The organism is Paenibacillus terrae (assembly GCF_000943545.1).
Taxonomy (GTDB): domain Bacteria; phylum Bacillota; class Bacilli; order Paenibacillales; family Paenibacillaceae; genus Paenibacillus; species Paenibacillus terrae_A.
Genome location: NZ_JTHP01000119.1, coordinates 1 through 10,429, shown reverse-complemented (window position 1 = coordinate 10,429; position 10,429 = coordinate 1). Strand labels below are relative to the sequence as shown.

Below are 10,429 nucleotides of genomic sequence, written 5' to 3'. Positions count from 1 at the left end.
CAACGTACACCGATACAACCAACGCAGCCACGCCCACAACCATCGTTACTGTCTCCATACGATTACCTCCTATAGAGGGGCCGTAGCCCCTTAATGGTTAATTGTGAGCAGTCTCCAGTTCTTGCATTTTTGAATTTACTATATTGTGGAACATCATGTTCCAGTTATTATACTTAAATCCTTTGTAATCTTTTGCGGCGCTAACCTTTTCAATTGGATAGCCCAGCGCCTTCATGGCGCTTTCCAGCAAAATTACATTTTCCTTTGTTGCTCTATACTTCTTAAACATTGTCATTACCTCCAACGTAAGGCCGCCGCCAATTGTATATGTGAACTTCGTATGCTATGATTGGGTGGAGATGGCGCTATACTAGCCGCCACCTCGCAAAGGAATCCTTAACGTCTGCGCCCACCGCGTCGTTTGGTTCCTTTTTTCTTTGTCTTCTTACGGCTGGCGTTGTGTACATGGAGTACAGCCAATGCTGTAGCCAGTTGGATGATTGCCGTAACAAGGTTTACCCAATCCTTCATTCCTAGTGTTCACCCTTTCGGGAAGTTAATGTTTCACTTCCTGTAAATAATATATCATATACTGTAGTTTTGGTCAACTAAAAAGTTTGATTTTCTGTAATTAAAATATTATAATGCATATATAAATTACAGGAAAGAGGTCTTTCGATGGCAATAACATATAAGCCCTTGTTGAAATTGTTGGTCGAGCGAGGGATGAAAAAAATGGATTTGCGTACAGAATTGAGTTTGGGACCGTCTACTATTGCAAAATTCGATAAAGGTGAGTATGTATCATTGGAGGTCATTGAAAAACTGTGTGCTTTCTTCGATGTGCAGCCAAACGATATTATTGAGTATGTAAAAGAGCAGGAGGGGTAATACCCTCACTGCTCTTTTTAATGAACAAAATAAAAAGCCCTCAACATGAGGACTTGTGGTATAATCTGGATTGGACAACGGGTGGGGGTCACGGCGCAGCCTTCTGTAAAGGAGGTGATTGACGCCATGACTGCACTTGGTACGCTTTATCTGCTCTTGAAAGTAACTGCAACGTTACTAAGCCTTTGGTTTAGTTCTCGCAAGTTTTTCCGATGGATCAGACGTAAACGTAACAAGCGCAAAACCCACCGCTAAGGTTGACCGCCTACGGTGGGTTTTGCTGTCTTCACAGTAATATAAGCGCGCCGTGAGGCACCTCGTTAGTCCTGGGGGAGTGTTGCGACTCCCCTTATTTCTATTCTTATGTTACCACACGGAAATTATTCAGGCAATAAAATTGCCTTTGTTGACTATAGTCAAATATTAAAACCCCGGAGCATATCGCCCGGGGCTCTTTGTTATTTACCGATATCAATTAAGGCTGATTCACCAGCTTCAAATCCAAGGCCGCTATCTGCTTGCAACTTGAAACCTTTGCTATCCTTTGGTACTTCAAATGCAACGTTTGCCTTCTTTGTTAAACCGGGGTTAATCTTGGCGAAAAACAACATGTTTTCCGGTTTGTTTATGTACATATCCGCATCGCTCATTGGCTCATATTCTGTACCGTCTGTGCCGATCAGCTTGAACATACTGGAGTCCAGTGTACGAGCTTCCTTATCTCCATTTTTAATCGCCAGATTTATAACGATAAATTTTTCTTCGGTAGTTTTTTGAAGGTATTCATTTTCACCGATCTTAGTCTTAGCGCTCACTTTGCTAGCTGTAACAGTAAGATTACCCACCTTTACGGCTTCGCCTACTTTAGTCTCCTTAGGAGCAGCTTCCTTTTCGGCAGTTGCAGCAGCCTTTGTATCGGCTTGTGTAGTAGATCCTGTAGCTTTCCCGCTATCTGTAGTGGTGGCTTTAGCCCCGCAACCAGCAGCTATAATTCCAAATGCAAGTATAGCAGTAGTAAATAGTAACACTTTCTTATTAAACAATGCTTCTTCCCCCTATTTTGATTAAATATTTTTATGGGTATAGTCTAACAGACCTAGGAAAATATTTCTACAAATAATTACAAAATGAACCAAATTGATTAGAGCAATGAGCTGCAGGGAACATTGAAAACAAATTTAATTGGAAAAGTTTGCAGTCTATTTAACTTTGTGATATATTGTCTTCATTAAACGATTTATTAATTATCTTTGCTGACATGAGTCGAGCGGAGAACAGTCCATTGAATGCAGCATATCCCCTTAGTGGGTTAAGTCTGCCTAATAGCGGTACTATAATGGCCGCTACATGTGTGATTTTTTGTTTAAAAAAAACTTCTTGTACGCACCTTCTGTGCTATGAATTGTCGAGAAGTTATTTTTTAAAACATTTATCGCCTGTGTAGCGGCCTTTTTGCGTTCTTTTATTTTACTAAGGAGGTGATCCGAATGCCAGGGTGCACAACCAATACAATATAACGTGTTATGAACTAATCCTCTGTTGAGCATACAAGTACAGAGGTGATTTTATGGACATTCCTGTAGTTGATTTGAAAACTGGTACGCCCAAGGTAATACAGTCAAAGCACGTCATTTTCTTTGAGTCCAAGGAGGGGGACACCATAATCCATACACGCACGGCGGAATATAGACCTGCATATGCTTTGCGGGACTTTGCCCCTATATTGTTGCCAGAAGGCTTTGAAACACTCGAAAAATCCAACCTTACCAACATGACGGAAGTTATGGATTATGATTCGTCGAGTAAAAAGGCATTTTTCGACAAATCGAGAAAGGGGAAGCATGTGAACGTATCGCGGAGGAATAAAGAGAAACTGGAGGGTATATGACCGTTCACCTATGTTAATCGGTCGGGTCCAGACGACACCGACCGACATACTACGCAGGAATAAAAGGCTATGATAGGTACAAGGTGGTGTTAAGAACGTATACGTTCCAAATCTGCCCGGGGGAGGCTGCCAAACTAAGCCTCGTCTGCTCTAATCGGCTGTAATAATCCACTGGTACAAATCTTCCATATGTACCTCTAAGATAGTGGATACGGTGTACATAGCGTCTACACTCATCATACGCTCCGTCTTGCACCAGTAGGATACCATGCGGACGGACCAACCTGATCGTTCTGCTAGATCAGTCTGAGATATGCCACGTTCATTTAGCCAGTATTGCAGCAGACACCTCCCGCGGGAGTATGCCAAGAACGAATTCGCTCCTTTCGTATATAGATTATATATACAAACAAGTGTTCTTATTTATTGCCTTATGGTATACTGATTCCAACCTCTCAAAAACGGAAAATATTACATCTAGGAGTGTTGACCTATTCAGAAAAAAGAAATTGACTTAACCCAATTAGCTATTGTTATGGACAAGCACCCCGCATATTTAATTAGAACTATTTCGAAGTCTGGTCCCGATAAAGGCGCTCAGCACGTACGGCTGCAATCATGCGTTGATATTCTTCCTCTGTCAATTCACGACCGTCTACTTTAAAATCATAGCGCTCTTTAATTTCTTCATCGGATAGCTCAAGTGATATTTCAAAAAGTTCTCTTTCGGTTTCATATGAAGGAGGACTTTTTTTAGATGAGCCTGATAACCCTATTTTAAGCTGGCTTATAAAAAAAGATTTTATCTCCATAGCTACGTCTTCGTAGTCTAAAAACGCCATTATTCCGTCTATTGTTAGTGGTAACTTTTTCAATCCCTTTTCCTCTGTATAAGACACTATTTCCTCAATGAATATATTTTTTAAAATCTTCGCTAAACCTTCCGAATCACCGCGGTTTATATATTCCTGTATTAAACCCGTGATTTCCTTATCCAGGTCTTCGTGAATTGAAAAATATTTTTTTACCTCATCCTTTTTGTTTTCTTCCAAACCATCAAAATATCCTGCCTTTTCCATTAGGGTTGCTTTAGATATTTCCAAACCTGCTGCTAATTTTTTTATGGTTTCTGGTCGCGGTAAATCGCGAAGTCCATTTTCTATACGTGAAATCTGAGCGTTACTTACTCCTGATTTAATAGCTAATTGATTGAGGCTCATTCCCTTTTGTTCTCGTAATGATCTCAAATGTTCTCCAAAGGTTGTGCTCATTTTAGATACACACTCCACTTTCATATACTTTTTTTGTTGTACAAGTGTAAATATACACGATTATTCCCAATAGGTAAAGGTATATAAAGAAAAAACGTTACCGTGTGGTAAAATCCCTTGATTTTGAGCCTATAAGAACAAATATTCCTCTTTTTGACGTTTTACCTTGTGGTATAAGTGTGTTACCTTATAAGTGTTCCCAATGGGTAACGAAATATACGCAGCAAGGAGGGATACGAGATGAGGCTATCACTTAATATACCCAAGACTCAACAATATATGAAGGAGAAGGGATGGTCCGAGGCTGATTTGGCTGAAAAAATAGGAGTTTCGAAAGTTCAGGTTTATCGTGTTTTACGTGGGCAACGCGAACCGGGTAATGAATTTATTGCTGGACTTTTAAGTGCTTGTAGAGAGATGGGGCTGAACGATCTGTTTATTTTTGAACAACCGTTACCACTAGGTAGTGGAGAGGAGGTAATGCGATAAATGTACCCTAATGCAATCGTGATGACTCCTGAACAGTTTGCTGATTTGAAGGAAAGTCTTATTCGTGAACTTGAGCCAAAAATAAAATCTCAAGTAGAGGAAGAACGCCGAAAACATTCATCTGCGGTAAGTCTCAATGTATGGCCCCCTATAAGGGACGAAGCATTGCACCGTCTCAGACACTTGGTAACATACAACCGATATCAAGTCGTCAATGCTCTGTCAACAATCGTTCGTAACTCATTAGGTGTCAGTAATGTGCAAGGGCTGACGACAGACCAAGCACAGGCGGCGAGAGATATTGTCGATGCTGTTGTTTCTACAATGCTAAAGTACAGCAAACCAAAGGCTGGTGAACAGGGTGAACATACGAACTGAAACATGGCTCGGACACAGCATTCGCTTTATTGAGAAGGTACCCGGTGAGTGGTGGGCGATAGCTGCTGATATCGCTGAGGCACTTGGGTATGAACGTGGGCGGGATATGCTCCGCAAACTGAAATCTACTCAAAAGGGAGCGCACTTAATGAGCACCCTTGGTGGACGGCAGGAAGTATCCATAATCTCTGAGACTGGGATTTACAAAGTCATTATGCGGTCTCGAAGAAAAGAAGCCGAAGAATTTGAGGATTGGGTACTTGAGACGATCCGCACGTTACGCCAGTCCACCGGACTGGAAGGCTTTCAAATCTTCCGCATGTTGGACAAGGACCATCAAAAAGAAGCCATGCAGAAACTGCGCTCCAGCCTGAAAAAGCCTGTTCGAGTGGACTTCATCAAAGCCAACACCATTGCGAACAAGGCGGTTTCATCGAAGTACGGTCATCCCAAGATGATCAAAAAGGACCGAATGACGCCGGACATGCTCGTAAGCAGGCAGGAGATTCTGGAAGATACGGTTGACTTGATGGGCACCAAAGAACGGTTTGGGCTGGACATAGCGGTATCTCAAACGATCTACGACAAACACATTCATTAACCAAGAGGATGGTAAATATGGACGAACAACAAAAAGAAACCACCGCGGCAACGGTGGTAACAAAAGAGTCTTTGCAAGGTAAGCGCAATTCTGAAATCGCTATTGAACTATATCAGTTAATTGCTGATCGTGATTTCGGTTCAATAAGAGAAATTAGCAACACCATATTTTCAATTGCGATGCATAAAGACTCTAGGAAGATTCAGGGAAAGTAAGTCCGACAGCCATATCTTCATATCCCGAATCCTTCATCCGTACTAACGTAATCAACTTATCATTCTCAAGCATTTCCAACCAAGCGACGACCAAGTTTGTGTTATCAACACCATGCGCCAAACAAACATCGTAAACATCTGTCATTAACACAATATAGCCGTAATTTTGGACATTGGTCAGGGGTAATCCCGAAATTAATTTAAGCAAGTTATCTTTATTCAATACTATCACCTCCCCCTGGAAGATAGTTTACCAGATTGAGGAAGCTGAAAGAAAGGAGCATGCACACACATGCACAATAACGAAGAAAGGTTACGGGAACTATGCGAATTCTTCGGCAAAATGGAACGCCGGATGTTAGAGAATGGTCGTGTTCTGGTAGCCCTGCACGCTCGGGGTCAGTACCGCAAGTATCATCGGCAGTTGGTTGGGCGGTGGACAGCGTGAGGAACCAGGAGTCAGGTGAGGTCGCTTGCTGCGCGGTATGCAGAAACGTTATGCATAAGAAGTTTCTACGCCGCTGGAACGAGCAAGACGCGTGTCTGGTCTGCATAGGAGAAATGACCGCAGATTACCCGGAGGGGGGTGAACACATTGGGAATGAAGCGCGATGACTTGATAGGCCGCACTGGTTCGATTACTCGGAGCATAACAGTAGTTGATGCCACGGAATGTGAAGATGGTACCGTTGATGTCCGCATTCAGGACAGCATGGGAAATGAATATTCTACGGAACTGGACGACGATATCTCTCTTGATTGAGGTGAAAACATGCGAGATTACGAACAGCAATTATTCCTTCAATTCTTCAACTCACTTGCCCCGGCAGTGCAGCGGGACATTAAGCATTATCTGTTCGTGTATGACATGTACCTGGATGAGCAGAACCAGAAAGCCCGGGAAACGCTGCTTGGCGAAATGCACATGCTGGAGCGCAAATACAATTTGGAGGTAACACATGGAAATAAAAATAAACAGCCTGCGGGCTCATAACTTTAAAGCGCACCGTGACCTGTCTGTTGAGTTTGGCGACACGACGCAGATCACGGGCGACAATGGGTCAGGCAAGTCCACTACTTTGGAATTACCTACGTGGACATTGTACGGCACGGACACGATGGGAAGCAAGCTTGATCCTACACCTACCAACTATAAATACGATCATGTGCTGTCTGAAACGTTGCTGGATATCGACGGAAAACAGGCGCTTCTAGGTCGGGGGATTGAGAAGGGAAAAACCACTTACTACATTAATGAAGTCCCGAGCAAGGCCGGAGACTTTGACGAGATTGTTAAATCTTTATTCGATAAAGACCTATTCCTATCGCTCTATAACCCTTCATACTTCTTCACGCTTCACTGGAGCACTCAGCGGGATCTATTGCTGCGGTATGTAACTCCTGTTTCTAACAAGGAAGTATTCATGGAAATGAGCCGGACAAGCCCGGACGAAAAGGCCAAGGACATAAAACTGAACCCGCAAGCTTCCAAACTGTCGGAGCTGGTCAAAAAGCACACGCTGCAGCAATTGGGAGAAATCCATAAGAAGAACAAGAACGACAAAGACACGGCATACAAGCGGGCTCAAGGACGTACAGAGGCGCTTGTCGATCAGCTCCAGAAACTTCCCGCAGCGCCGGAGGATATCGAAGCAGCGAAAGCCGAAGATGCCGCGCTGCTTGAGCAAATACGGGCACTGGAAGCCCAAACGGATCTTGCTGGGGAGACAAACCGCAAGCGTACCGTGCTGGAGAGTACAATCCAATCCTTGCAGCGGCAGATTGCGCAGGCCAAGGACAACTACATGCGTGTCTATAACGAAGCCATTGAAGACCATTGCCCTGCTTGCAAACGTCCGCTTGATACGGAGTCTGTGGATGCCGTCACAGCCAATAAGGAACGCCGGAAGGAAGAACTTCGGAACGCGCACCAGAAGCTAATAGACGAGCGCAAAGAGCTAGAAACCAAGCTTGCAGCAATTGAGCCTGTAGATGTTTCAGAGCAGAATGCACGAATTCGAGAACTGGAGCAGCAGCGGGACCGAACAGCGGATATTATCGCAGCTCATAAATCACGCCAGGGCATGCAGGCCGATATCGACAAGGCCCGCGCCGACGAGGCCGAGACACTTGCCAGCCGCAACGACTCTATCTTTGTTCTCGACGCGATCAAGGCATTCGAGGCAAAAGAGGCCGAGTTGCAGGCCGCCAAGGTGCAAAGCCTGTTTTCTACTCTATCAATCTCTTTATTTAAGAATCAGAAGAATGGGGAGCGCAAACCGGATTTTGTAATAGAAATGGACGGCAAGGCATACCCGCTGCTGTCACTATCAGAGTCCGTCAGAGCTGGTCTGGAGCTTCGGGAAGTCTTATCCAATCAGAGCGGTGTGATTGCTCCAGTCGCCGTAGACAACAGCGAGAGCGTGTTTAAAATCAAGCAACCTTCCGGGCAACTAATTCTTGTAAAGGCCGTCGAGGATGCACCTTTAGAAATAAAACAGATCGGGGGCGAGGCGGCATGAAGCCACATGAACAACTGGAATATGAAATGGCAATGGAAAACATGCTCAAGGTCCTTCCTGCCATGTTGGGGATGTATGGGGCAGTAGCCAAGGCATCTAAAGCGTACTTTGACGAACTGGTTGCCGCTGGATTCAGCGAAGCCCAAGCCCTTCATATAGTCTCCGCTCAGGGCATTACAGCACACCTAGGAGGTGGGCAGTCTTGAAGAACGGAAAGAAGCCTACCCGCCGCCAGCAGGCCGCAATCACAGAAGCAAACTTAAACCCTGACAACTGGCTCGTGTTCAAAGTTGAACCGGCTGCAATGCATATCGTACACCGCACTACTGGCAAGACCCAAATCATTAAATCATAGGAGGCCAATCATCCATGGCAAATACAAACAACCAGCTCCAAGCAATTCAGGAGGAAGTAGTAGTCGGAAATTATACGCAGAAACATCTGGATACATTGAAATCTACCATCGCCAAAGGAACCAGCAACGAGCAGTTTGCGCTTTTTGTTCAAACATGCGTACGAACAGGTCTTGATCCGTTCCTAAATCAAATCTTCTGCATCGTGTACAACGGCAAAGACGGTCCTGTAATGAGTATGCAGATTGCAGTGGAGGGCATTGTAGCTCTTGCCAAGAAACACCCGCAATACAAGGGCTTTATCGCTTCTGAAATCAGAGCTAACGACCACTTCACTGCAAAGATGCATTCAGGTGAGGTTGAACATGAACCGGATGTAATGAACCCGGGGGAGACGGTGGGGGCTTACTGCATCGCATATCGCGACGATGCGCCTAACATCCTTGTTATCGTGCGAAGGGATCAGGTGGAACACCTCATTAAAGGCCGAAACGGTCAGATGTGGAAGGACTACTTTGACGACATGATCGTTAAGCACGCAATTAAGAGAGCATTCAAGCGACAGTACGGAATTGAGGTTTCCGAAGATGAGCCGACGAGTGCGAATCCTTCTATTGATAATGTGTCTCCTTATGAGCGCCGGGACATTACTGCCGAGTCGGACGCAGCAGCAGCAGCGGCAGCCAAACAGGGGAACCAACCGCTACCTGACGGAAGTCCCGAACAAGCACCAACACCTGTTGAACAAGCACTCGCTGATATGAAATCTAAATTTAAACAGCTTGGCATTACTGAGAGGGATGATCAGCGTGCCTATATCCAAGAGCATGCGAAACCCAAGGCTGACGCTCCCACACTGGCAGAGCTCAAGGGCCTCCTGAAAATTATGGACATGCACCTTGCGGAGAAGGCCGCCCAGGAGCAGGCGAATGACGAGCTTCCAATCTAACCAAGTTGAAATATACGTCCGCTGTGAGGACTGTCACGTTTGCGGCAATGAGATAAATCCCGGCCGGGAAGAGTACATTCGCGATTTGCGGGTGTGCCCCCGGTGCTACGGGGAACTGAGGGGAGTTGGCAGAGTTGTCCGAGGGCGCGGAGCAACTGAACCTGTTCGAATTCGCTGCTGAACCTTCCCGACCTCCAGGTCCAGTGTTGAACGGAATGTATTACGAACGCAGTACGGATATGTTTGTCTCTTTCGTGCTCGGACGGCGACACTACGAGGAACCAGCCAAGGGATGCCCACACCTTAAAGAGTGGCAAGAACGGATTAAGAGGGAGCGGAGCATATGAAGCAGATTACCCCAAGACACTTAACTTTTTTAAAAGAAGCGGCAGAAGCTTTCGAGGGGAATGACCGTTGGGAGACTTACACCAACAAAGAAGAAGACCTTATCGCCTTGCGGTACGGAGTAGATAGAGATTGCATTAAGGTGATTGAACTAGGGGACAAGGTTGCATTCTTTGTGCAAGTAATCAGCGCTTCCCCAACTAGATGTCAAGCAGAGGACTGCCAAAATGAAAGTTAACATCCTGGCGTCCGGGTCCAAAGGCAATTGCATCGCTCTCACGTCTGCAGGACAAACCATTCTTATAGACGCAGGCATTGCCAAAACCAAGATCGAAAAGCGGCTGCTGGACGTTGGTATACGGCCTGACCACATTACAGCTATCTTCATCACCCACGCTCACGGTGACCACATCAAGGGCCTACCGATGGCGAACAAGTACCGCATTCCGGTATATGCAACTGAGGGCGAATGGAAAGGCATATCGGGCGTTGACGACGAGTTGCGCCGGGTTGCTGAAACCCGCTAT

Annotated in this window: 22 protein-coding genes; 16 read left to right on the top strand and 6 right to left on the bottom strand. The window is 45.3% G+C overall.

Annotation, left to right across the window (positions count from 1 at the left end; translation table 11 throughout):
- Window positions 1–97: 97 nt before the first annotated feature.
- Both QD47_RS28100 and QD47_RS33810 read right to left on the bottom strand, forming a co-directional pair.
- Window positions 98–289: a hypothetical protein gene (locus QD47_RS28100; RefSeq protein ID WP_044649220.1), complete on the bottom strand. Its 192-nt coding sequence runs from the start codon at window positions 287–289 to the stop codon at window positions 98–100.
- A gap of 107 nt (window positions 290–396) precedes the next feature.
- The gene (locus QD47_RS33810) at window positions 397–531 is read right to left on the bottom strand and encodes a hypothetical protein (protein WP_268794280.1); all 135 of its coding nucleotides are present in this window, start codon (window positions 529–531) and stop codon (window positions 397–399) included.
- Between the two features lie 147 nt (window positions 532–678).
- Between QD47_RS33810 and QD47_RS28095 the strand changes: the two genes are divergently transcribed.
- Complete coding sequence (locus QD47_RS28095; RefSeq protein WP_044649219.1) at window positions 679–891, top strand: helix-turn-helix domain-containing protein; 213 nt, start codon at window positions 679–681, stop codon at window positions 889–891.
- 458 nt (window positions 892–1,349) lie between these two features.
- Here the strand turns inward: QD47_RS28095 and QD47_RS28090 are convergent, their stop codons facing one another.
- Complete coding sequence (locus QD47_RS28090) at window positions 1,350–1,934, bottom strand: DUF4352 domain-containing protein (protein WP_052647004.1); 585 nt, start codon at window positions 1,932–1,934, stop codon at window positions 1,350–1,352.
- 524 nt (window positions 1,935–2,458) lie between these two features.
- Here QD47_RS28090 and QD47_RS28085 point away from each other — a divergent pair.
- Complete coding sequence (locus QD47_RS28085) at window positions 2,459–2,779, top strand: LytTR family transcriptional regulator DNA-binding domain-containing protein (RefSeq protein WP_044649218.1); 321 nt, start codon at window positions 2,459–2,461, stop codon at window positions 2,777–2,779.
- A gap of 150 nt (window positions 2,780–2,929) precedes the next feature.
- Here the strand turns inward: QD47_RS28085 and QD47_RS31295 are convergent, their stop codons facing one another.
- Together QD47_RS31295 and QD47_RS30340 are read right to left on the bottom strand one after the other, a co-directional pair.
- Window positions 2,930–3,148, bottom strand: coding sequence for a helix-turn-helix domain-containing protein (locus QD47_RS31295; RefSeq protein WP_082067339.1), 219 nt, complete (start codon window positions 3,146–3,148; stop codon window positions 2,930–2,932).
- 197 nt (window positions 3,149–3,345) lie between these two features.
- Window positions 3,346–4,050, bottom strand: coding sequence for a helix-turn-helix domain-containing protein (locus tag QD47_RS30340; protein ID WP_052647002.1), 705 nt, complete (start codon window positions 4,048–4,050; stop codon window positions 3,346–3,348).
- Between the two features lie 240 nt (window positions 4,051–4,290).
- Between QD47_RS30340 and QD47_RS28075 the strand changes: the two genes are divergently transcribed.
- Genes QD47_RS28075 through QD47_RS28060 form a run of 4 tightly spaced genes read left to right on the top strand, consistent with a single transcriptional unit; the run spans window position 4,291 to window position 5,733 of the window.
- Window positions 4,291–4,539, top strand: coding sequence for a helix-turn-helix domain-containing protein (locus QD47_RS28075; protein WP_044649217.1), 249 nt, complete (start codon window positions 4,291–4,293; stop codon window positions 4,537–4,539).
- Window positions 4,540–4,917: a hypothetical protein gene (locus QD47_RS28070; protein WP_044649216.1), complete on the top strand. Its 378-nt coding sequence runs from the start codon at window positions 4,540–4,542 to the stop codon at window positions 4,915–4,917. It begins immediately after the preceding gene.
- Window positions 4,901–5,518: a BRO-N domain-containing protein gene (locus tag QD47_RS28065; RefSeq protein WP_200893542.1), complete on the top strand. Its 618-nt coding sequence runs from the start codon at window positions 4,901–4,903 to the stop codon at window positions 5,516–5,518. The genes QD47_RS28070 and QD47_RS28065 overlap by 17 nt, the downstream gene beginning before the upstream one ends.
- Window positions 5,519–5,535: 17 nt before the next feature.
- On the top strand, window positions 5,536–5,733 hold the full coding sequence (locus tag QD47_RS28060; RefSeq protein WP_044649215.1) for a hypothetical protein: 198 nt from the start codon (window positions 5,536–5,538) through the stop codon (window positions 5,731–5,733).
- Here QD47_RS28060 and QD47_RS28055 read toward each other — a convergent pair.
- Window positions 5,711–5,956, bottom strand: a complete 246-nt coding sequence (locus QD47_RS28055; RefSeq protein ID WP_044649214.1) for a hypothetical protein — start codon at window positions 5,954–5,956, stop codon at window positions 5,711–5,713. The genes QD47_RS28060 and QD47_RS28055 overlap by 23 nt on opposite strands.
- A 69-nt stretch (window positions 5,957–6,025) precedes the next feature.
- Here QD47_RS28055 and QD47_RS32305 point away from each other — a divergent pair, with 69 nt between their 5' ends.
- From QD47_RS32305 to QD47_RS28020, 10 genes are all read left to right on the top strand, one after another.
- Window positions 6,026–6,181, top strand: coding sequence for a hypothetical protein (locus QD47_RS32305; RefSeq protein ID WP_161797215.1), 156 nt, complete (start codon window positions 6,026–6,028; stop codon window positions 6,179–6,181).
- Window positions 6,182–6,328: 147 nt separating this feature from the next.
- A complete protein-coding gene (locus QD47_RS32760; RefSeq protein WP_200893543.1) occupies window positions 6,329–6,496 on the top strand; it encodes a hypothetical protein in 168 nt (55 codons plus the stop codon).
- 9 nt (window positions 6,497–6,505) lie between these two features.
- Window positions 6,506–6,727: a hypothetical protein gene (locus tag QD47_RS28050; protein ID WP_044649213.1), complete on the top strand. Its 222-nt coding sequence runs from the start codon at window positions 6,506–6,508 to the stop codon at window positions 6,725–6,727.
- The gene (locus QD47_RS28045; protein ID WP_044649212.1) at window positions 6,693–8,255 is read left to right on the top strand and encodes an AAA family ATPase; all 1,563 of its coding nucleotides are present in this window, start codon (window positions 6,693–6,695) and stop codon (window positions 8,253–8,255) included. The genes QD47_RS28050 and QD47_RS28045 overlap by 35 nt, the downstream gene beginning before the upstream one ends.
- Complete coding sequence (locus QD47_RS28040; RefSeq protein ID WP_044649211.1) at window positions 8,252–8,461, top strand: hypothetical protein; 210 nt, start codon at window positions 8,252–8,254, stop codon at window positions 8,459–8,461. The genes QD47_RS28045 and QD47_RS28040 overlap by 4 nt, the downstream gene beginning before the upstream one ends.
- On the top strand, window positions 8,458–8,610 hold the full coding sequence (locus QD47_RS32755) for a DUF6906 family protein (RefSeq protein ID WP_200893541.1): 153 nt from the start codon (window positions 8,458–8,460) through the stop codon (window positions 8,608–8,610). Before QD47_RS28040 ends, QD47_RS32755 begins: the two co-directional genes overlap by 4 nt.
- Before the next feature lie 14 nt (window positions 8,611–8,624).
- The gene (locus tag QD47_RS28035; protein WP_044649210.1) at window positions 8,625–9,557 is read left to right on the top strand and encodes a RecT family recombinase; all 933 of its coding nucleotides are present in this window, start codon (window positions 8,625–8,627) and stop codon (window positions 9,555–9,557) included.
- Window positions 9,558–9,682: 125 nt separating this feature from the next.
- Window positions 9,683–9,904 (top strand): hypothetical protein, encoded by a 222-nt coding sequence (locus tag QD47_RS28030; RefSeq protein WP_235332391.1) that lies wholly within the window; start codon window positions 9,683–9,685, stop codon window positions 9,902–9,904.
- Window positions 9,901–10,140, top strand: coding sequence for a hypothetical protein (locus tag QD47_RS28025; protein WP_044649209.1), 240 nt, complete (start codon window positions 9,901–9,903; stop codon window positions 10,138–10,140). The genes QD47_RS28030 and QD47_RS28025 overlap by 4 nt, the downstream gene beginning before the upstream one ends.
- Window positions 10,130–10,429 (top strand): MBL fold metallo-hydrolase (locus tag QD47_RS28020; RefSeq protein WP_044649208.1); only part of this gene is annotated, 300 nt, incomplete at its 3' end. The genes QD47_RS28025 and QD47_RS28020, both read left to right, overlap by 11 nt.

What these genes read in the sequence shown, in the direction of transcription:
- QD47_RS28100 (WP_044649220.1), bottom strand. Translation starts at nt 289, where the DNA reads ATGTTTAAGAAGTATAGAGCAACAAAGGAAAATGTAATTTTGCTGGAA.
- QD47_RS33810 (WP_268794280.1), bottom strand. Translation starts at nt 531, where the DNA reads ATGAAGGATTGGGTAAACCTTGTTACGGCAATCATCCAACTGGCTACA.
- QD47_RS28095 (WP_044649219.1), top strand. Translation starts at nt 679, where the DNA reads ATGGCAATAACATATAAGCCCTTGTTGAAATTGTTGGTCGAGCGAGGG.
- QD47_RS28085 (WP_044649218.1), top strand. Translation starts at nt 2,459, where the DNA reads ATGGACATTCCTGTAGTTGATTTGAAAACTGGTACGCCCAAGGTAATA.
- QD47_RS30340 (WP_052647002.1), bottom strand. Translation starts at nt 4,050, where the DNA reads ATGAGCACAACCTTTGGAGAACATTTGAGATCATTACGAGAACAAAAG.
- QD47_RS28075 (WP_044649217.1), top strand. Translation starts at nt 4,291, where the DNA reads ATGAGGCTATCACTTAATATACCCAAGACTCAACAATATATGAAGGAG.
- QD47_RS28070 (WP_044649216.1), top strand. Translation starts at nt 4,540, where the DNA reads ATGTACCCTAATGCAATCGTGATGACTCCTGAACAGTTTGCTGATTTG.
- QD47_RS28060 (WP_044649215.1), top strand. Translation starts at nt 5,536, where the DNA reads ATGGACGAACAACAAAAAGAAACCACCGCGGCAACGGTGGTAACAAAA.
- QD47_RS32305 (WP_161797215.1), top strand. Translation starts at nt 6,026, where the DNA reads ATGCACAATAACGAAGAAAGGTTACGGGAACTATGCGAATTCTTCGGC.
- QD47_RS28050 (WP_044649213.1), top strand. Translation starts at nt 6,506, where the DNA reads ATGCGAGATTACGAACAGCAATTATTCCTTCAATTCTTCAACTCACTT.
- QD47_RS28045 (WP_044649212.1), top strand. Translation starts at nt 6,693, where the DNA reads ATGGAAATAAAAATAAACAGCCTGCGGGCTCATAACTTTAAAGCGCAC.
- QD47_RS28040 (WP_044649211.1), top strand. Translation starts at nt 8,252, where the DNA reads ATGAAGCCACATGAACAACTGGAATATGAAATGGCAATGGAAAACATG.
- QD47_RS28035 (WP_044649210.1), top strand. Translation starts at nt 8,625, where the DNA reads ATGGCAAATACAAACAACCAGCTCCAAGCAATTCAGGAGGAAGTAGTA.
- QD47_RS28025 (WP_044649209.1), top strand. Translation starts at nt 9,901, where the DNA reads ATGAAGCAGATTACCCCAAGACACTTAACTTTTTTAAAAGAAGCGGCA.